We start from the raw sequence: 21,219 nt of genomic DNA, 5'->3' as shown, positions 1-21,219 counted from the left end.
TGTGCTTTCTTCGGGCTGCGTTGATGTGGAGGCGGGGGCATAGTGGGTTGGCTGTCGGCGGGTGACGGGTATGAAGTCGCCCTGGTGGAGGGGCGGGTGGCGGCGCGCGCCACCGGGGGCCGGGCAGCGGGACGGCAGTTGAAGTCACTGCCGCGCGCACTCAAGGACCACCCGGAGGTGGACCGGCTGCGGCGGTTCGCCGAATGGCTGAATCGGCACGCTGCGGGGTGTGTCGCGCAGGTCGACTCCTGGATGGTGTCGTCGCTGCCCGTCCCCACCGGTCTGCTGGTCCGGGTGTGGCCGGACGAGGCCTGGCAGTCGGCGCTGCGCGACCTGGCCGTGGTCGGCGACGACCCCGACGAGGTCGGCTTCCTGCGGGGCACCACCGAGGACGGCGAGCTACGGGTGGTGAACCTCGACGGCGAGACGGTACGGCTGTCCCCGCGCACGGTGACCCTGCCGCACCCGGTGCTGCTGCCGGACCTCGACGACATCCGGGAGTTCGCCGCCGAGCTGGGGATGGTCCAGCGCGTCGAGCAGATCCACCGGGCGACCTGGCAGCGCCCCGACGAACTCGCCCCCAAGGCCACCGAGATACGGGAGTTCGCCGGTGGCACGTTCCGCTCCCGCTTCGCCCTTGCCGCGCGCGCCAGTTCGCTGGGCTACCGCGTCTCCGGCGGCTACGCCACGGCCCGGGTGCGCGACGGCGGGCGCACGGTCGAGGCCTCCGTGTGGATCGGGGAGCCGTACTGGGAGGACACGGTGGAGACCGGTGGCCTCAGCTGGCAGGACCAGGACGGCCGTGCCCTGCCGTTGCGGGAGGTGGGACCGGTGGCCTGGTCCGAGGGGATGCGGATGGCGGCGGCGCTGTACGCCGGGCGTGACATCGAGGAAGGCAAGAGCGCATGAGCGGGGGGACGCAGGTGTCGTACGAGGACATGCTCGCGGCGGGGGCCGTGCTGCCGCCGGACGCGGAGGGCGCCGGTGAGCGGGCGGTGCCGCTGACGGCGCGCACCTATACGCACCCGGGTCTCGACGACCGGGTGGTGGTGCAGCTGGTCGCCGGTGAACTGGGCGCGGCGGAGGACCTGGCCGCCGGTTTCCTCGGCCTGGAGCAGGCCGCCGAACCGGCCGTCGTGGGGCTGGGGCTGCGCCAGTCGCTGGGCTTCCCGGAGTGGGTGCTGGTGCACCATCCCGAGGACGGGCACCACGCGCTCGGTGTCGTACCGGACCTGGAGCGAGCGGCCCGGCAGGCGAAGTCCCGGCCCAAAGCCGCGCTGGACGCCTACGTGGAACTCGGCGCGCGGCTGGCGGCCTCCGTCCCGCACTTCCTGCCGACGTTCTACGAGCAGGCGGGCCGGGTGTTCCTCGCCGAGGAGAACGCCACCTACGCGGCCCAGTTGTTCACCCGGGCCCGCAAGGCCGAGGCGGAGCACGGGCTCGTCATCGAGGAGGACCGGCTCGACGCGGTGTTCCTGGAGTTCGCGCTGGCGGGCGCGCTGCCGGTGAAGGTGCTGTCCGCCTACGGCAAGGAGCTGGCCGCGCGGGTACCGGCCGAGGAGGCGCTGCGGCGCTTCACCAGGCTGTGTCTGCGGCGTACCGCGGGCGGTCTGCCGCCGTCCGCGCAGATGGCGGGCGACCTGCGCAAGCTGGCCCGCGCAGCGGGGCAGGACGCCGACCTCGCCGAGCAGGACTACCTGTCCGAGCTGCTCGGTCTGCCGGCGACGCTGCGTGCCGCGGCCGGCTGGTGGAAGGGCCACCGTGCCGCGCTGGTGGCACTGGCCGCGCGGGAACGGCAGGTGCGCGGCACCCTGTTGGACATGCTCCCCGCGGGCTCCGACGACGAGATGCCCGCGCTGTGGCTCCAGGTGCTGGAGGACTCCGGTGCCACGGCGGGGCTGTGGGACACCGCCCTGCCCGAGGAGGAGCGTCCCCGGGACGGCACGGCGGGCTGGCTGGAGCGTTTCCTGACGTTCCGTGAGCGGGCCCGGTCCTGGCGCGGCTCGACCCGGATGCCGCAGCTGTACCCGCTCGTGGAGCGGGCGGTGGACCGACTGCGGGCCGAACTCGCCGCGTCCGGCGGCGCGTTGAAGGTCACCCACGACATCGACCTGATCGACCTGCTGCTGTCCCTGGACGTACCCGTGGCGGCTCCGGAGCGGGGCCACGCCCTGCCGCTGGAGCAGTGGGCCTCGGGCGACGGCCACCGGGACCTGCTGCACCTGGGCGCCGACGCCCGGTTCCACGGTGCCTTCCTGAAGGGCGCGGACCGGTTCAGCGACGACGAGCCGGGTCTGCGGGCCATCCGGCTGCTGGCACAGTCGCCTGGCTGCCGTCCGCTGCTGACCCAGTGGGTGCGCACGGTCGTCGAGCGGTTCACCGCGGTCGGTCTGCCCCAGCTGCCCGACGCACTGGCCCGCCTGAAGTGGCTGCCCGCCGAGGCGCTGGCACTGGCCGAGGCGGACGTGCGCGAGGCGGTCGCCACCGACCTCGCCCCCGTGCTGGCACACACCCTGCGGACCGGGCTCTTCGACGAACTCGGCTGGCCCGCCTGGGAGGAGGCCGCGGCCGAACTCGTCCCGAAGAAGCAGGTGGAGGACCTGATCGTCGCCGACGCCTGGCCCCACCTCGTGGTGGCCGGCGAGGCCCAGGCCCGGGTCATCGGCGCCGAGGGCACCCTGCTCACCCACGACCTGCGCATCCCCAAGGACGACCGGTACGGCGACCCCGGCTTCCACCACGTCGACGGCGAACTCCTCGTCTACTGGAACAGCCGCAACGACGGGCTGCGCGGCTACTGGCACACCCGCGCCGACCGGGTCGAGAACCTGGAAGGCCCGCGCGGTACCCGCGGCACCGAGATGGACTGGTACAAGGGCAACTTCCCCATCACCCTGCCGCTCCCCGGCGGCGGCCGGACCACCGGTCGCGGTGTGCTGCACGCCGGGGACACCACCGTGCCCGAGGAGCGTCCGCTGCTCTTCGACGGCGCCAACTACTGGGTCTGGCAGGCGGATTCCGAAGACCGGGAGGAGCACGGCTGGTACGAGTACGACCCGGCCACCGACGAGCGCGGACGCATGAGCCGCCCCGCCTTCTTCGCCGACGCGCTGCGCGACGCCCCTGCGGGCAGCACCTTCGCCGGGGGCCGGCTGCGGCCCTCCCCCACGACCGGCGCCGCCCCTGCCTCGGCGCCCGTCGACGGCCTTGTGGGCCTGCGCAGGCTGGAACTCCCCGACGGCTCCACGCGTGTCGAGGATCTCGCCGGACACTCCCTCACGCTGCCCGCCGACGCGGGCCGGCCGTTCACGCTGGTGATGTTCCCGGGCGCCGAGCGGCCCACCGCCGTCGTGCACAACGGCTGGCAGCTCGACCTGGTCGACGCGGACGGTGTCGTCACCGCCCGGGGGAAGACCGACCGCACGGCGGGCGTCTTCGGCGAGGGCTCGCTGCTGCTGCCGCCGGTGCAGTACTGGGAGTGCCTGACCCCGCGCGACCCGGCGGGCTCCACGGGACTGCGGCAGATCGACCGGGACACGGCCGCCGCCCTGCTGTCGGCCGCCGGCGACAAGGAACCGGAGGCGCTGCCCGGCGCGATCCGCACCCTGCTGCACGTCACCCACCCCGCCCTGCTCGCGGGCATCGCCGGGGTCGTGCGGTACGCGGCGGCCCAGCAGGCGGTCCTGGACGCGGCGGCGACCCGGCTCACCCTGGCCCTGGAAGGCGGCGTGGCGGACGAGGGTCCGGCCGGTCCGACGGACAGCCTGCTGCGCGACGCGATGAGCGGTCTCGGCGCCTCCAACGGCTACTGGTGGAACCGCGACGACCAGGCCGACACGGTCTTCCGCGTCCTGCGGACGCTGACCCGGGCCGCCGACGCCACCGACGTCGTACCGGAACCGGGCGATGCCCGGCTCCACCTCGACGGGCCCGAACTGCCCGTCGGACAGCCGGAGTTGCAGACCCTGCTCGGGCGGGTGACGGCCCTCGCCCATCGGGCGGCGGCCTGCACCACCACCGACGAGCACCGTAAGGCACTTCGACAACTGCTCGCCCGATTCGACCAGTTGGGGCTCGGCAGGGCCGATCACTGGCGCACGGTGACCCTGCGCCTGGACGCGCACCGGCTGCGGCTGGCCTCGGGCGCCTGGCGGGAGGGCTCCTGGAACGGGCTGCTGCCGTTGGCGGACGGCGCGTTCATCGCGATGACCGGACACGGATCCCCGAACGACGACGGCTGCGACTTCACCGGTCTGTTCCACGACCCGACCGGACGGTTCGCCGCTCCGGAGCCGTACAAGGTCCTGGCCTGCGAGCCGATCGGTGAGGACGAACACCCGGGCCGGCTCGGTGCGTTCCTCGCCGCGCTCGACGAGCGCGGTCCGGCACCCTGGTTCCCGGACGCCGCCGAGGAGTTCGCCCGGCTGACCGGCGTCACCGAGACCATGGCCCGGCTCGTCGTCGCCGGACTGCCCGGAGTCGACGCCTACGAGCGGGCCTTCCTCACCACCGAGGCCCGCACCGTCATCGGGGTGAAGGTCGCCCCGGCGGCGGTCGCCAAGGACGAACTGCGCGCCCTCGACAGCGCCGTCCGCGCCGCGGTCGTGGCCGCGCTGCTCCCCGCCGACCCGGTGCGCCTGTGGACCGAGGGCCCGGACGTGGCGGCGGGCGCCGCGGTGTGGAACAGCAGGATCGGAAAGCGTCCGGCCGTACCCGAGGACCTGCTCAGCGACGCCATCCGCGCCTTCAAGCACAACCCGTGGCGAGTGCGGGACGCCCTGCCCGCGCTGCTGGACCCGGCCCGCTCCCCGGAGTTCAGCCGGGATCTGCGCTGGGAGGTCATCGGCGACCGGGTACGGCCGGTCGGCGACGACACGGCCGGGTTCACCGCGCAGATCCTGGTCGGCTCGGTCGGCCTCGCCGCGTGGCTCGCCCACCGGCTGCCCTCCGGCGACCCGATCCGGGCCGCACTGCCGCCCGCGCTCACCGCCGTGCGCCAACGCCTCGCCGCCCCCGGGCTCATGCTCGACCTCGACCAGTACATCAGCCTCCCCGCGTTCCGGAAGACGGCGGGCACCCCCACCGAGACCGGTGCGGGCTTCGAGCGCTACGGCGCCGTCGTCCTCGCCACCCAGGACGACCAGCCCGCCCCGGGCATCCGGGTCGACCTCCTGGACGAGGCCGGCCAGGATCCCTACCTGCCCGCGACCCGCGTCAACGACCAGCCGTATCCGGCCGAGGTCGCCCTGCGGCTGGTCCGCGACCCCCGTTTCGCGGCGCTTCTCGCCGACCCCGGCGAGCCGATCGCGGGCGAGTGCGACAAGGACGGCACCTGGTGGCCCCAGCACCCGGGCCACTCCGTGCCCGATCTGGTCGTCGAGGTGGCCAAGGAGTACGACCTCGGCGAGGACGCGGCCGCGCTGTATCTGATACTGCTCGCCATGCCCGACCCGACCGACCGCACGACGGCCCGGTGGACGGGGTGGAAGCCGGCCCGCCTCAAGGCGGCCCGCGCCGAACTGGCCGCCACCGACCTCGTGGTCCAGGCCACCCGGACCAGGGCCGGACGCTCGCTCTTCCTGCCCGGCGGCTGGGCCGAACAGCCGTCCCCGCGCGTGCCCTTGGAGCGCTGGAAGCTGCCGCTGTTCGACCTCGCCGACGGCGATCAGGCACCCCTCGGCGTGATCGTGCCGACCGAACCGGCCGCGGACCTCTACCGCAGAGCCTGGCAGCGGGTCCGCGAGGGCGACGCACCCCGGTTCGAGGAGCTGAAGGTGCGCCGGGGCCGCCGCCGCTGACGGATGCCGTACCGGGGCGCCGGACACCACCGGCGCCCCCTCACCAACGACCAACAGACCTACCCAGCAAGGACATTCATGACCCCGACCGACACGGCGAGGACCCTGCCCGACCGGCAGACGCTGCCCGCCGAAGAGCGCCACGCCACCGAACTCGCCTTCCTCGCCGCCCACGACGAGGGGCCCCGCCCGCCCGGCTGGCGGCTGACTCCCCGCTCCGTCATCACCTTCGTGTGCGGCACCGCCGGCGAACCGCTCAAGCTCGCCGAGCCCCACGAGACACTGCCCCGCGAACTCGTCATAGCCCCCAAGTTCGTCGGCGAACGCGCCCTGGTGGAACGGTGCGTGGTCACGCTCGCCGGAGAGCGCGGACTGCTGCTGGTCGGTGAGCCCGGCACGGCCAAGTCGATGCTGTCCGAACAGCTGGCGGCGGCCGTCTGCGGCACCAGCGCGCTCACCGTGCAGGGCACCGCGGGCACCACCGAGGACGCCCTGCGCTACGGCTGGAACTACGCCCTCCTCCTCGCCCAGGGCCCCACACCCCAGGCCCTGGTGGACTCGCCCGTGCTCGCCGCCATGCGCTCCGGACGGGTGGCGCGCGTCGAGGAGATCACCCGCTGTCTGCCCGAGGTGCAGGACGCGCTGGTGTCGATCCTCTCGGACCGCCGCATGAGCGTTCCCGAGCTGTCCGGTACGGACGACGCGCAGGTCGCCGCCGCCCCCGGCTTCACCGTCATCGCCACCGCCAACCTGCGCGACCGCGGTGTGTCGGAGATGTCCGCCGCGCTCAAGCGCCGCTTCAACTTCGAGACGGTGCACCCGATCTCGGACGTCGACGCCGAGACCGCGCTCGTGAAACGACAGGCCGTCGCGGCCGTCGAGCGGGCGGGCGCGGCCTTCGACGTCGACGACGCGGTGCTCGACGTCCTGGTGACCGTCTTCCGTGATCTGCGGGCCGGACGCTCGGCCGAGGGCTGGGACGTGGAGCGCCCCGGCACGGTGATGTCCACCGCTGAGGCCGTGCAGGTCGCCGTCTCCCTCGGAGTGGCCACCGCCTACCTGCCCGCCGGGGACCCCCTCGACCTGGTGCCCGGCCACCTCCTGGGCGTGGTCCGCAAGGACGATCCCACCGACCACGCACGCCTGTTGGGCTACTGGGACGGCCCGGTGCGCCGCCGCGCCGAGGACGGCTCCGTGACCTGGCGCCGCCTCTGGGACCTGCGGGAGAACCTTCGGTGACGACCGCTCAGGACCCCAGGATCGCGCTCGACACCCTGGCCGACTCCGTGGTGCCGTACCTGCTGGGCGTACGGCACCACAGCCCGGCGCTCGCAGCCGCCGTGCCCGCGCTGCTGGACGCGGCCGGTGCCGAAGTGGTGTGCGTGGAACTCCCGGTGGACTTCCAGCCGTGGCTGACCCATCTCGCCGCGCCCGGCACGCTGGCGCCGGTCGCGCTCGCGGGTGCGGGTGCGGGTGCGGACGGACGGCTCGGCTTCTACCCGTTCGCCGACTTCTCGCCCGAACTCGCCGCGGTCCGCTGGGCACGGGAGCGGGGAGTGGAGGTCGTCTGCTGCGACCTGCCGATGGCCGATCCGCGCTGGCACGCGGAGGTGCCCGAGCCCGCCGAGGCCAATGACCGGCAGGCGCCCACCTCCTTCGCGCAGGCGCTCACCGCGGCCGGGACCGGCCGTGACGGGGACGACCTGTGGGACCGCAGCGTGGAGGTCCTCGCCCCGGGCTGCGCCCCCGAGTCGCTGCGCCGGGCCGCCCTGGGCGTCGGCTGGGCGCTGCGCCAGGACGCCGAGTCGTCGGACGGAGTGCCCGCGGTGGACCTGGCGCGCGAGGCCCATATGCGGGAGACGATCGCCCTCGCGGCGACCGGCGGACGCCGCGTCGCGGCGGTGATCGGCGCCTTCCACGCACCGGCGCTGACCGATGGCGCGGGGGTGGAGGGGACGGCATCGGTGTTCCCGGGGGAGCCCTCGTCCGTCGTCACCTCCCTGGTCCCGTACGCGTTCGATCTGCTGGACTCTCGGTCCGGCTATCCGGCCGGGATCCGCGACCCGCGCTGGCAACAGGCGGTGTTCGGCGCGGCGGGCGATCCCGAGCTGCTGTACGACGCCGCCGCGCGGGCCATCACGGGAGTGTGCCGTGAGTTGCGCGCGGCCGGGCACACCGCGGGGACCGGCGAGGCCCGCGAGACGTTGCGCGTGGCCTGCGATCTCGCGCGGGTGCGCGGGCTCCCGGCACCGGGCCGGGGCGAGGTGTTGGAAGCGCTCACGTCCGTGATGGGACAGGGCGAGCCGCTCGGCCGGGGCCGTGCGCTCGCGCGGGCCCTGGAAGTGGTCCTGGTGGGCACCGACCGCGGCCGGGTCGCGCCGGGCACCCCGCGCTCCGGGCTCGCCCCTTCCGTCGAGGCCGAACTCACCGCCCTGCGGCTGCCCGGTCCGGACGACCCCGCTCCGCGCGAACTGCGCCTGGACCCACTCCGTTCGGCCCTCGACAACCGGCGCGAGATCCTCCTCAGGCGGCTCGACGTGTGCGGGGTGGGATACGGCGAGCCCGTCGAGGTCACCGGCACCGGCGACGCCGCCGCGCTCTCCACCCGGTGGCGGCTGGCGTGGGTGCCGTCCGTGCCCGTCCGGCTGGACCTGGCCGGGGTACGGGGCGTGACCGCCGCGCTGGCGGCCGAGGGAACACTGCGGGAGACCTTCCGCCGGGAGTCGGCGGAGGGCGGCCCCACAAGTGCCCTGGTCCTGACGGGACTTCGGGACGCCGCCCGCTGCGATCTGCCCGCCCTGGTCGCCCAGCGGCTGGCCGAGGCCGCCGAGGTACTGCCCGCCTCCGCGACGCTCCCCGAACTCCTCACCGGACTCGACCTGTTGGAGGCGCTGCGCCGGGACCATCTGCCCGGCACCACGCCCGAGACCCGACAGGCGGCCGGCGTGCTCGCCGCCGATCTGCTGGAGTCGGCGGTACGGTCCCTGCCGGGCCTGGCGGGCAGCGACGACCCGGAGGAGGCCGCCGCGCTCGTCGCCCTCGCCACACGCGCCGCCGACCATCGCCTCGGACTGCGCATGGACGAAGCCCTCGGCGGTCTCGCGCGCACCGGCTCGCCCCTCGTCCAGGGAGCCGCTCTCGCCTGCCGGGTCCTGCTCGACCTGGACGACGCCGACGCTCTCGGCGCACGGGCCGCCGGTTGGATCGACACCGCCATCGGCCCCGACGCACGGCATGCGCTCGCCCGCAGACTCGCCGGACTGCTGACCGGAGCCGCACCCCTGCTCCAGTCGGCGCCGACCGCGCTCGACCCCCTCCTCGACCGGGTCGACTCGCTCGGCGACCAGGCGTTCCTGGACCGACTGCCCGCCCTGCGCGGCGGCTTCGACACCCTGTCTCCGGCGGGCCGCGACCGTCTCCTGCACACGGTCACGGAGAGACTGGGCGACCGCCTCGACCTGACACTGTCCGCCTCCCCACATCTGCTGGCCCTGTGGGCGGCGGCGGACGAGGCCGGCCGTACGGCGGTGGAGGCGCTGCGGGTGACACCCCCGACGCCGCGAGCCGCCGATGCTCCGGACCCCGGGACCACCGTCACACGTCCCGCGCGCGTACCGGACCCGTCGATCAACGACGTACTCCGCCTCACGCCGACGGACAGATGGCGTCTGCTCCTGGGCCGCGAGAGCGACAAGTTGCCGGCGGGCGCCCGCCGTTACGCGCACGCGCTCGACGAGCTGTACGGCAGGGGGCGCGGCGAGGGTTCCTCGGACCTGGGCCAGGACACCGGTCCCGGCGGCGGGCAGGACGCCTCCTTCCCGTCCGCGCGTGAGTGGGCCGAGGAACTCCAGGCGCTGTTCGGCGCGGAGGTGCGCGAGGAGGTTCTCGCCCGCGCCGCCGATCAGGGCCGTAGCGACGTACTGGCCGAACTCGACCCCAAGTCCGTACGCCCCTCGGTCGATCTGCTGACCTCCGTGCTGTCGCTGGCCGGTGGGATGCCCGAGCAGCAGCTGGCCCGGCTGCGACCGCTGGTGCGCCGGCTGGTCGACGAACTGGCCAAGGAGTTGGCCACCCGGCTGCGGCCCGCGTTGTCCGGACTGGCCACGCCTCGTCCGACCCGCCGTCCTGGCGGCCGGATCGACCTGCCGCGCACCCTGCGGGCGAACCTGGCCCACGCCCGTAAGAGGGCCGACGGCAGCACCCTGGTCGTGCCGGAACGGCCGGTGTTCAGCACCCGTTCGCGCAAGGAGGCGGACTGGCGGCTGATCCTGGTGGTCGACGTGTCCGGGTCGATGGAGGCCTCCGTGATCTGGTCGGCGCTGACCGCCGCCGTACTGGGCGGAGTGCCCACGCTCAGCACACACTTCCTGGCGTTCTCGACGGACGTGATCGACCTGACGGACAAGGTCGAGGACCCGCTGTCCCTGCTCCTGGAGGTACGGGTGGGCGGCGGCACCCACATCGCCGCCGGACTGGCCCACGCCCGCTCCCTGGTGACCGTACCCAGCCGGACCCTCGTCGTGGTGGTGAGCGACTTCGAGGAGGGCTACCCACTGGGCGGACTCCTGGGCGAGGTACGGGCGCTCGCGAGTTCCGGGGTGCATCTGATGGGCTGCGCCGCCCTGGACGACAACGGCACCCCGCGCTACTCCGTGCCGGTGGCCCGACAGCTCGTCGCGGCCGGGATGCCCGTCGCCGCCCTCAGTCCCCTCGCCCTCGCCCGCTGGGTGGGCGAACGCCTCCGCGGAGAGTCCCGATGAACCCCGAACTGCCCCCGGTGGCGCCCGAGGTGGCCGCTGCCGCCGTGGAGGCCCTGACCTCCCGGCTGCGCAAGAAGCTGGACGCCGCGATCGAGACGTATGTGGCCGCACCCGTCACTGTCGAGGGTGCCGTGCGGCGGGTGCGGTGCGGTGAGGACGCGGAGGTCGTCCTCACTCCGGGTCCTTCCGGAGCGGTCACGAACGCCGGGGAGGCCGCGTGCAGTTGTCTGCTGGCCCCGAGGTGCCTGCACCTCGCCGCCGTGCTCGGCGCGTGTCCGGTGGCGGACGCGGAGACGGCCGTAGCGCAGGAGGGCGGCACTTCCGCGGAGGTCGAGCCGCCGGCGCAGGACACCGTCGCGCCACCGCCGCAAACAGGCCCCACGGACGCGCAGTTGACGGCCGCCCGCTCGTTGTGGGCCGCCGCGGCTGCCGTGCTGGCCGCCGGGGTGCCCGCCGCGGGCGCGGTGGCGCAGGCGGAGGTGCTGCGCGCCTCGCACACGGCGCGTCTCGCCGGGCTGCACCGAGCGGAGGCGGCGGCACTGCGGGTGGTCCGCGGCCTGCGGGGCGCGCGGTCGCGCCATGACGGCCACCGGCTGGCCGATCTGGTCGCCGATCTGCGTGAACTCCTGCTGACCACAGGCCTGTTGGCGGCGGCCGATCCGGCCCCGGCGCTGGTCGGAACCGCCCGCCGCGCCTACCGGCCGGAGGGTGCGCTGCGCGTGCACGGGGTGTGCCGGGAGCCCGTGATCTCCGCCACCGGCTACGGCGGGGTGGTCACCCATGTCATCTCCGACGACGGGCGCTGGTTCACCGTCGCGGACGTGAAACCGGGGGGTCCCGCCCGTGCGCGCGGAGCCGCCACGGCCACGGTCGCGCTCGGTTCGGGCAGCGTCGACCATGCCGGGCTCTCCCGTGGCGGGCTGCTGATCTCGGGGGCGACGCTGTCCTCGGACGGCCGTCTCGGCGCCGGCAAGGGAGTCCGGGCGACGCCGGTAGCGGGCCGGTCCTGGACCTCGGGCCCGTTGGCCGCGCTGTTCGCCCGGCCGCTCTCCGAGGCCGTCGCCGCCCGGCTCGGGAACGCTCCGGTGAGCGATCCGGAGGGCGCCGAGCGGTCGGCCGGTGAGCTGATCGGCTGTGATCTGGTCATCGTAGGTGTGATCGAACAGCAGGTGCTCGCCCAGGAGTTGACCTCGGGCCGGACGGACCTGGACGGCCTGCTGATCCGCCTGCTGCCGTCCAACGGGCACCCCGACCTCGCCCACACCGCGAACCTGCGCCGACTGGCGTCCCGCCCAGGCCTGCGGCTGCGCGTCGTCGGCCGCCTCGACCCCGATCGCGCCGCCACGCTACGGCCGCTAGCCGTCGGCCCGATACCGGACGAGACCGATGGCCCGACGCCGGACGCGAGTACGGCGACCCTGCGGCTGCCCCCGGAGTGGCTGGGCCACGCCGATCTGGGCTACGACCGCATCGAGGGCAGCCATCTGCCGCCCGCCGACGCTCTCCTGGAGACGGCCGGACCACTCCCCCGTGTCCCGTCCGACCCGGTGGCCGAGGCGCCGTTGTGGCGGCTGCGGCGACTCGTCGAGGTCGCCGTGTCCGGCGGGCGCAGGGCCGCCGCCGAGCCCGCGCGTGACGGCGACCGGGCCGGGGCCGTGGTAGCGCTGCGGCGGGCCGGTTTCCGGACGGCCGCGGACCTGTCGCACGCACTCGCCGCGGAGGCGGACCGGCGTGGGCGCGATGTGTTCGGCCGTACCGAGGAAGCCGACCCGGACGGGTACGCGCGTGCCTGGCTCGCCGCGGCCGTCTACCTGGCCGGCACCGAACGGGCGTTGGTCCGGGCCACCTGGGAGCCGCCGGACGCCGCTTGACCACCGGTCCCGGGTCGCGTCGTGACGTGGCTGCAGTCTCCCTCTCCCGGTGCCTGGTTCGCCCCCTCGCTGACGCTCATCGTCACCTGCGAGGGGAGTTTCCGCACCCGTCGGCGCCGACCGTCACCGGACGTCGACGAAGTCTCCTGCCGCCGTGGACGGACCGGTCGTGGCGGTGCCGGTGAAGACGAAACGGAAGTAGCCGTCGGTCTTTGCCTTCGTCGTGGTCTTCAGCGTGCCGCCGACACCGCTGGTGACGGTCTTCAGCGTGGTGTAGACGGAGCTGCCCTTCTTACGGAACTGCAGCTGGACCGGCCGTGCCTGGTAGCCGGTGTAGGTGCCGCTGTCCCAGTTGGCGCGGGTCAGCTTTCCGGCGACGGTGATCGTCCTGCCCTTCTTCACCGGCTCGGGCGAGGCGTTGACCGTCACCTTGGCGTACCGCTTGAAGTTCGCCGTGCCGGCGGCGTCGATCTCCGTCCATTCGTCCTTCGCGTCCTGTGCCCCGGCGAGCACGTTCCAGGTTCCGGCGAGGCCGTTGTGGTCGAAGTCCCGCGCGGCGTCCACGGCGAGGCTCACCTTGCACGTGGAGGTGGTCGGGTCCGTCGGCGACACCGCGCATGTTCCCGTCGGCGGGTACAGCGGCAGGGCGCCGTCGGCGTCGTCCGTGTTGGGGCCGTGCCACAGGTAGGCCCAGGACGCGACGACTCCGTCCGGGTCGTGGGCCGTCCACGTGATCGTGACGGTCTTTCTGGTGGTCAGGCCGAGCACGATGTCCTTGCCCCCGTTGACCACGACGTTCGAGAACGTGGTGTCGTCGGCGGCGCTCCTGGCCGCCGCCTGGGCGGTGGCCGGAAGCATCGATGCGGAAAGGACGGCTGTCAGGAAAGCGACGGCGACGGCTGGGCGGATGCGCATGGAGTCCCCCCTCGGGACGCTGGGTCCGCCGCCTCCCCGAGCGACGGACCTGATGGTGTGTCATCGGTCGCTAGACCCATGAAGAGCGCTCCCGGTTGCCCTGTTCCTGAAACCGGTGCCGCATCCGTCCGGCAGGGGGACGATCCGGGTCCTGCGTCCGATCAGCCACACGTCAGCGTGGGCGTCCCCCAGTCGCCGTGGTCGTTGCCGTTGCCGTCCCCCGCGTCGCCGACCCTGAGGTCGAGCACCTGGGCGCCGCTGATGTCGACGTCGATCGGCACCGCGTCCTGTTTGCCGCGGATCGTCGGGGTGGTGACCAGGGTCCTGCCGTCGGCGATCACGGAGAACGTGACCGTGCCCGCGCCGTTCGTCTCGTCGTCGACGCCGACGTACGCCGTCAACCGCGAGCACTGTCCGGCGAGATACAGCTCGACGTCGCTCACGGAGTTGGTGCCCAGGCCCTTGGCGTAGCCCACGCCCGCGATGGTGATCGGACGGCCGTCACCGGCCGCCTGTTCGCCGACGCTGCTGTCCCGTTCCACCGGGCCCCATCCGTTGGTGGACGACAGGAACGGCAGACCGCTCACGTCGCTCTGTCCGGCGGGTGGAGTCGGCGGGATCCCACGGACGATGCGCTCGTCGTCGCCGACGGCCTGCCGTCCGTTCTGCCGGTAGGTCACCGTGGCGGTGAGTGCCGAGGCGGACGGCAGCGTTCCGGTCGGCGGTTCGACCTTCCAGGTGAAGGTGGCCGATGTGCCCGGTCGCAGGCTCTTGACCGATGTGGGGCTGGGGGCGCTCACGCTCCAGCCGTCGGGCGCGGTGAGCGACGCCGTCAGGGCGGAAGCGGACTGTCGGTCCTTCGGTACCCGGACAGTCGTCGTGGCGGTGAAGGCCTGTCCCGGCTGGGCGGTGTCCGGCACGTCGAGGGTGACCTCCGCTCCCGGACGCTTCGGCATCGCGTAGGTCCGGGGGTCGTAGCCCGGGCTGTCGTTCTGTGCGACGCGCAGGGAGGAGGCGTAGCTGCCGTAGTCGGTCAGTGAGACCTGGCCGAGGCCGCCGGTGCTGCCGTCGAGGTTCCACACGGCGATGGCGATGCTGTTGCGGCCGTTGGGGTTCAGGATCCCGTTGGGGACCGGAAAGGTGTGCTGCGGGCCGAGGTAGTTGACGTAGTTACCGACCTGCCAGCCGTTCACGAAGATCGTGGCGCGGTACTTGCGTGCCGGGTCGTCGGTGAACGTGAGTCCGAGCGAGGTGTCCTGGCCGCGCGGCAGGTCCAGGGTGACGTCGTCGCGGTACCAGGAGACCCCGGGTGTCGTGTCGGTCGTCGGGAGGGAGACGCGGTTCCACTTGCTGTCCGGGTAGCCCGGCAGGGACCAGCCGGCCCGTTCGCCGTAGAGGCCGCCCGTCGACAGCGGACCGCGGACGGTGTCCTGGAGGTCCTCCCCGCCCCGTACGCCCTGGAGGCGCCAGGTGACGGACGTCAGCGGCGCGCCGACGAGGGAGGCGCTGGTCAGGCCGCGCGCGGCCTTGTTGCCGTTGGTGGAGTTGTAGTCCTCCTCGTGTCCCATGTTGACGGTGAGCACGGAGATGACGTTGTCGCCCGTGGACTTCACCGCACCCGCCGGGAAGGTGAAGTCACCGCTGCCCGTGGTGGAGCTGCCGAGGAAGGTCCCGTTGAGCCAGACGGAGAACGCCTGCGCGTCCCCTCCCGAGTCCGAGACCAGGTGGATGCCGGTCTCCTTGCCGGTGGCGCGGAAGCGGCCCCGGTACCACGTGTTGCCGGTGTGGAAGCCGTAGTCGTCCGCGTAGAGCACCGGTGGTGAGTTGACGCCGGAGAGGCTGTTGGTGGTCGCCTTGTCGGCCACCTGCCAGCTGGTGTCGTCGAATCCGGCGGACGCTTCGGGGGACTCCTCGGCGTGCTTCCAGTCGGTGAGGGTCGGCAGGTGCACGGGGGCGGCGACCGGGATCTTTCCGGTGCGGCTGCCCGTGTCGGTGGCGTGGGTGGTCAACGTCCTGCCGTTCCAGGTGACTTGGGCGGCGGAGGTGAACACCTCGATGTTCTTGTCGTCGGCGTTGTCGCCGGTGAGCGCCACGGTGTGGCCGCCGTGCAGGCTGGTCGCCGTGCGCAGCAGGTGGGTGCCGCGCACGAGCACCGGGCCGCTCGCCGTGTCCTGCCGCCAGAAGGTCTCCGCCGTGGCCTTGTCGCCGACGAGCAGGAGCAGCGGGCGGTCTCCGCCGCCGTTGATGCTGACGCGGATCAGGCCCTTGTGCGTGTAGTTCAGGCGGAGGTCACCGGTGGCCGGGTCCCAACTGGTCGCGACCGTCCCGCCGTTGGCGGTCACGGTGGGCTCGGTGGCGTAGCGCAGCACGGTTTCGCCGTCGCTGTCCTGGTCGCCGTAGAGCACGGCGACGTCCCGGTCCCCGATGGTCGCGCCGGTCATGATCTCGGAGGTCGAGTACTGCAACTGGGCATCGCCGAGGCGGTAGTTGGCCACGATGACGTGGGAGTCGCGTCCGTCGAGGGTGATCGCGGTGCCGGGCTGCTGCGGCACGACCGGGTAGGTCGGCTCCGAACTGGCGGCCGTGGGCACGTCGATGGCGTCGACGGCCACGTAGTTGTCGGTGGATCCCGAGCTGTGGCTACCGGCGACGACGATCTTCAGTGTGTGGGCGCCGGGCGTCAGGCCTGCCTTCTGGAAGAGCACCGCCTGGCTCTCGCTGCCGGAGTCGTCGACCGTGGCCACCTTGGTGCCGTCGAGGTAGACGTCGGCGTTGCCGTGGTTGTTGGTCTTCGAGCCGATCCAGCGGATCGCGGTGCCGTCGAAGGGGACGGTGAGCGAGTCGCCGGCCGTTTTCGAGAACGACTCGGTGTGTTTGTAATCGCCGCCGGTATAGCTCGTGTTGGCCACGTGGGACCACGAACCGGCGTACTGCAGCGCGGAGTCGGGGTCGTCCCAGGTGTAGGTCGTGTCGTTGGTCGGCCGGGCGTTGAAGTCCAGGGAGATGTGGGTCTTGTCCACGGCCGTGGAGGTGGAGTTGCCGTGCCGCAGGACGTGGAACTGGGTCCTGGTGTCGGGGTTCATCCGGGCGGTGTCGACGACCGCCGAGCCGTCCGGCGGTGTGGCCCTGATCGCCTCGGTCTCGGTCAGCGGGGCGACCGACTGGGTGAAGTACCCGATGAGCTTGTCCTCGTAGTACTTCGGGTCGAGTTGGCGTGTCTCGCGGATCGCGGCCCCGTAGTCGTACGACGTGTAGTTCTGGGGCATGCCGAGCCAGCCCCAGTTGGTGCCGCCGTAGGTCATGTAGAAGTTCTGCGCGGTGGCGCCGACGGCGATGTTCTGCTTGTAGAAGACGTTGGCGAACTGGTCGTTGATGAGCTGGGCGCACTTGTCGTAGCCGGGTCCGCCCCAGGGGTCGAAGGCGCCGCCCTGGAACTCCGGTGAGTAGAGCGGTTTTCCGGCCGGGTGGTCGTAGCTGATGTCGGGGACGCCGTTCCACTTCGCGGGGTTGGAGCAGTTGAAGCCCTGCGGGTAGGAGTCCGGGCCGTCGACGTCCAGGGCGCCGGTCCCGGAGTTGAAGGTGCCGTTGTTGTTGCCGGTCAGCGGGACGGTGATGCCGTCGGCGCGGGCCTTGTCCTCCAGGTGCTGCATGTACGAGCGGCCGGCGGCCGAGCCGTTGTAGTACTCGTTCTCGACCTGATAGGCGATCACCGACCCGGTGCCGTTGGTCAGTTGGTGGCGGGCGACGATCCGGTCGATCTGCGTCAGCCACTCGTCGGCGTACTTGAGGAACTGTGGGTCGTCGCTGCGGTTGTTCCCGGCCTTGGTGCTCAGCCAGCCGGGCAGTCCGCCGCCGTCGACCTCCGCGTTGATGTACGGCGCCGGGCGGGCGATGACGTAGAGGCCGGCCTCCTGGGCCATGTCGAGGAGCTTGTCGACGTCCCGCACCCCGGTGAAGTCGTACACGCCCGGCTTGGGCGAGTGATAGCCCCAATCGAAGTACAGGGAGGTCGAGTTGAAGCCGGCGGCCTTCATCTTCTGGAAGATGTCGCGCCACAGGTCCTGGCTCGGGAGCCGGAAGTAGTGGAACTCGCCGGACCACAGGTAGGTGCGTTTGCCGTCGACGAGGAACGAGTAGCCGTCGAGCGTCACGGTGTGCGCCTGCGGAGCGACGGCCGAGGCGTCCGAACCGGCGGTGGGCGTCTGCTCGCCGACGTCCCGCGCCGCCGCCGTGGCCGGGCCGGTCATGCCCGCCGCGAGGGCGATGGTCGCGGTCGCCGCGAGGACGGCCCTCCACCACCGGCATCGACCGGGTCTCGCACCTTCCGAACCGTTCCGACTACCCCGCACGGCGGCCTCCAGACCGACTGGGCGAACAGCGTCAAACAGACTCAGGCAAAGCCGAACAGTAAAGGTGCACAGGGATCACCACAATGGGTCGGGAGAAGACAGTTGAGGCGCCGGTTCCCGGGCTCGCGTCCGGGAACCGGCCCGGCGTCATCAGGACTGCCAGTGCCTCAACCGACCGCGCTACCGGCCGAATCCGTACGCGAACAGGTGGTCCGCGCCCGTCGAGCCGGTCACCGGCAGCGTGATCGACGCGACCTGCTTGGACGCGTCCAGCGGGACCTTGGTGGCGAAGACGTAGGCCTTGACGTTGTCCCGGCCTCCGCTCCCCGTGTTCCGGTAGGCGGTCGTGACGGCCGTCGTGTCACCCGGGAGTGGTGTGCTGCCGCCGCCGTTGAGCGTCCAGTCCGAGAAGCCGATCGTCGCCTTCGAGGTGGTGCCGTCGGTGTAGGTGACGGTCACCGTGCCCGAGACCCCGCTGCCGTCGGTCGGCGCGTTGGTCGCCGTGCCCAGCAGCCCGAGCGACGCGCCGGACGCGCCGGACGGCATCGGGATGGTCTGGCCGGCCATCTCCAGGTTGTCCAGCTGCCCGGCCGTCACTGTCGGCCAGGTGTAGGAGATGCCGTCGGCGGTGACGGTCGAGCCGCTGGTGACACCGGCCGCAGACAGTGCGTTCTGCGAGAAGGCCCAGCCGCCGTTGTCGAATCCGCCCGAGAAGGAGGTGCCGTCGGGGTAGATGCCCTCGTTGGTGTCGTACGGCCACAGCGCTCCGGCCTTGGCCACGGCCACGCGGAGCGTCGCCCCGCTCAGGGCCGCACCCGTGCTGTGGTCGGTGAGCGCGAAGGTGACCGGGTAGGTGCCCTCGCTCGCGCCCGCCGTCACCCCGACCTTCGCCTCGGCGCTGCCCGTCGCGGGCACCGTCAGCGAGCCGGACGAGGTGTCCAGCGTGACGCCGGAGGGTGCCGTCGCCTTCCAGTCGACCGTGACGGCCGTACTGCCGAGGTTGGTCAGGTCGAGCGTGCCGTCACCGGACACGCCCGGTTGGAGCACCAGGCCGTCGCTGGAGGGACCGGTCGCGGCCAGCACCCGGCCGCCGCCCGTGGTGTCCGAGGGCGGCGCGGCCGAAGGGTCGGACGCCCAGGACTTGTCGGGCGCGGTGCCGAGCGTGAAGTCGAGCGTGCCCGCGCCCTGGAACTGCTGATAGCTCAGCCAGGAGCTGTTCCACGCCTTGCCCTTGACGGCGAGCGCCTGCACGTACGGCGCGTCCGGCGCGGCCTGCGGTGCGTTGATGCCGACGGTCTTGCCGTTGCCGAGGGTCACCTTGGCCACCGGGAACGCCGGGCTGCCGAGCGCCAGGGTGTCCGTGCCCGGGGTCTCCGGGTACATACCCAGCTCGGACCAGACGTACCAGGAGCTCATCGCGCCGAGGTCGTCGTTGCCGAACGAGCCGACGGGCGCGTTGAAGTACAGGTTCTGCTGGGCGTCACGGACGGCCGCCTGCGTCTTCCACGGCTGGCCCGTGTAGTCGTACTCCCAGGGGATCTCGACACTGGGTTCGTTGCTCAGGTCGGCGTCGGTGTTGCCGGGGTGAGTGATGTCGTCGAGCAGGCTGTCCAGGTAGGTGGAGTACGCCGTGTCGCCGCCCCGCGCCTGGATGAGCTGGCGCAGGTTGAAGGGCACCATCGGCGTGTACTGGGCGGACGTGCCCTCCACGAAACCGTTGGAGGTGCCCGGGGTGAAGCCGCCCGCGAACTGGCCGTCCTTGTTCTTGGCCTGCATGTAGCCGGTCTGCGGGTTGAAGACGTTCATCCAGTCCTGGGCGCGGGTGGCGAACTTCTCGTAGACGTCGGTCTTCCCGAGCGACTTCGCGAAGGCGGCGACGGCGTAGTCGGCGGAGTCGTATTCGAGTTGGGTGGAGACGGGGCCGTAGAAGTTGCAGCAGTTGTAGTCGTTCTCGTCGAGCGGGAGGTAGCCCTTCGCGTCCCGTACCGGCTCGCCGGGGCGGTCGTTGTTCGGGACGGTGGCCTCGTGCTGGAGGGCGGCGAGTGCCTTGGCCGTGTCGAAGTTCGTCGCGCCGAAGGCGTACGCGTCGGCGATGATGCCGGCGGCCGGGTCGCCGACCATGACGTAGCTCTCGCCGTTGTTCGAGGCCCACTTGGGCAACAGGCCTGTCTGGTCATAGCCGTTGAGCATCGAGGTGACGACGTCACCGGCGACCTTCGGCTCGACCAGCGCCATCAGCTGGGTCTGGGAGCGGTAGGTGTCCCAGCCGGAGTAGTTGGCGTACTGGGCCTTCTGCCCCTTGGCCAGCGTGTGGACCTGGTTGTCCATGCCCATGTACTGGCCGTTGTCGTCGGAGAAGACGTTCGGGTGCAGCAGCGCGTGGTAGAGCGCGGTGTAGAACTGCGTCTGTTGGTTCGCGGAGCCGCCGCCGATCCGGAGCTTGGTCAGCACCGCGTTCCAGGCGTCGTGGTTGGCCTGCTCGACGGCGGCGAGGTCCCACTTCTTGATCTCGGTGGAGAGGTTGTTCGCCGCTCCGGCGTCACTCGTGTACGAGATGCCGACCTTGGCGTTCACCGTGGGGTTCGAGGCGGTGTCGAAGGTCAGATACATGCCGTTCGCGCCGGTGGTGGGCGGCTGGGTGGCAGCGGGTGTCCGCGATGCGGCGCTGGATGCCGGGGACGGCGTACCGGAGTGCTTGTTGGCGCTCGGGTGGATCGTCGGGGCCGGCTTCGCCGGGACGGTGAAGTGCTTCTCCTTCAGCGGCGCCGACTTCGAGGTCTGCGGGGCCTGTTGGACCTTGCCGGCCTTCAGCGATTTCGCGTCGGGGGTGATGGTGCCGCCGACCCAGGTACCGCTCGCGGTGAACGGCCGGTCGAACTTGATGTCGAAGTGCAGCGTGTACCTGTTGGCGGCACCGCAGAAGTGACCGCTGTCGATCGCCCCGCTGATCTCCTGGCTGTTCACGACCTGGACGCGGGTTCCGTCGATCCGGGTGGCACCGCCGCTGAGCTTGAACAGCAGGTTCGCCTGCTGCCCCGCGGGGAAGGTGAAGCGGCCGAGACCGGCGCGGGTGGTGTCGGTCAACTCGGTCTTGACGCCGTTCGCGTCGGTGACCTTGTAGTAGCCCAGCCCCGCCTGCTCGTCGGCGTGGCTGAAGCCGGCGGACGTGTTGCCGAGGTCGCCCGACAGTGCGCCGGTCACCGGCAGGATGGGCAGGTCGCCCGCGACGGGGCAGCCCGGGCCCGAGATGTGGGTGAGGCTGTAGCCGGAGATCTTGTTGTCGTTGTACTCGTAGCCGCCACCGTCGGGGCGGTCGGGCGTCGTGTCGGGACCCCACTGGACCATTCCGGCGGGCATGTCGGGGCCGGGGAAGGTGTCCACCGCGCCGGAGGTGCCGATGAGGGGGTTGACGAGGGACGCGGGGTCAGTCACCAGGGCCGGTGTCGCGCCGCTCGCGGCATAGGCGTTGCCCACCGCCGGGAGCGGGAGGACGGCCATTCCCAGAACGCAGAACAGGGCGAAATAT

General features: G+C 72.3%; 8 protein-coding genes. 5 read left to right on the top strand and 3 right to left on the bottom strand.

Annotation, left to right across the window (positions count from 1 at the left end; translation table 11 throughout):
- Positions 1-42 precede the first annotated feature (42 nt).
- From ACIBJH_RS36015 to ACIBJH_RS35995, 5 genes are all read left to right on the top strand, one after another.
- Positions 43-909 (top strand): DUF4132 domain-containing protein, encoded by an 867-nt coding sequence (locus ACIBJH_RS36015; protein WP_399121156.1) that lies wholly within the window; start codon positions 43-45, stop codon positions 907-909.
- Complete coding sequence (locus ACIBJH_RS36010) at positions 906-5,798, top strand: DNA-binding protein (RefSeq protein WP_399121155.1); 4,893 nt, start codon at positions 906-908, stop codon at positions 5,796-5,798. Before ACIBJH_RS36015 ends, ACIBJH_RS36010 begins: the two co-directional genes overlap by 4 nt.
- Before the next feature lie 78 nt (positions 5,799-5,876).
- Positions 5,877-7,037: an AAA family ATPase gene (locus ACIBJH_RS36005; RefSeq protein WP_399121154.1), complete on the top strand. Its 1,161-nt coding sequence runs from the start codon at positions 5,877-5,879 to the stop codon at positions 7,035-7,037.
- Positions 7,034-10,558, top strand: coding sequence for a DUF5682 family protein (locus ACIBJH_RS36000; RefSeq protein ID WP_399121153.1), 3,525 nt, complete (start codon positions 7,034-7,036; stop codon positions 10,556-10,558). Before ACIBJH_RS36005 ends, ACIBJH_RS36000 begins: the two co-directional genes overlap by 4 nt.
- A complete protein-coding gene (locus ACIBJH_RS35995; protein ID WP_399121152.1) occupies positions 10,555-12,429 on the top strand; it encodes a hypothetical protein in 1,875 nt (624 codons plus the stop codon). Before ACIBJH_RS36000 ends, ACIBJH_RS35995 begins: the two co-directional genes overlap by 4 nt.
- A 123-nt stretch (positions 12,430-12,552) precedes the next feature.
- Here ACIBJH_RS35995 and ACIBJH_RS35990 read toward each other — a convergent pair whose 3' ends face one another.
- The 3 genes from ACIBJH_RS35990 to ACIBJH_RS35980 form a co-directional block, all read right to left on the bottom strand.
- Complete coding sequence (locus tag ACIBJH_RS35990) at positions 12,553-13,344, bottom strand: hypothetical protein (protein ID WP_399121151.1); 792 nt, start codon at positions 13,342-13,344, stop codon at positions 12,553-12,555.
- A gap of 161 nt (positions 13,345-13,505) precedes the next feature.
- Positions 13,506-17,591 (bottom strand): beta-galactosidase, encoded by a 4,086-nt coding sequence (locus ACIBJH_RS35985; RefSeq protein ID WP_399121150.1) that lies wholly within the window; start codon positions 17,589-17,591, stop codon positions 13,506-13,508.
- Positions 17,592-17,873: 282 nt separating this feature from the next.
- On the bottom strand, positions 17,874-21,191 hold the full coding sequence (locus ACIBJH_RS35980) for a lectin (protein WP_399121149.1): 3,318 nt from the start codon (positions 21,189-21,191) through the stop codon (positions 17,874-17,876).
- Between the last annotated feature and the right edge of the window lie 28 nt (positions 21,192-21,219).

The sequence above is a fragment of the Streptomyces sp. NPDC050548 genome (assembly GCF_044457385.1).
Lineage (GTDB): Bacteria > Actinomycetota > Actinomycetes > Streptomycetales > Streptomycetaceae > Streptomyces.
Note: the sequence above shows the minus strand (reverse complement) of the source record. Positions and strands in the feature narration are given on the sequence as shown.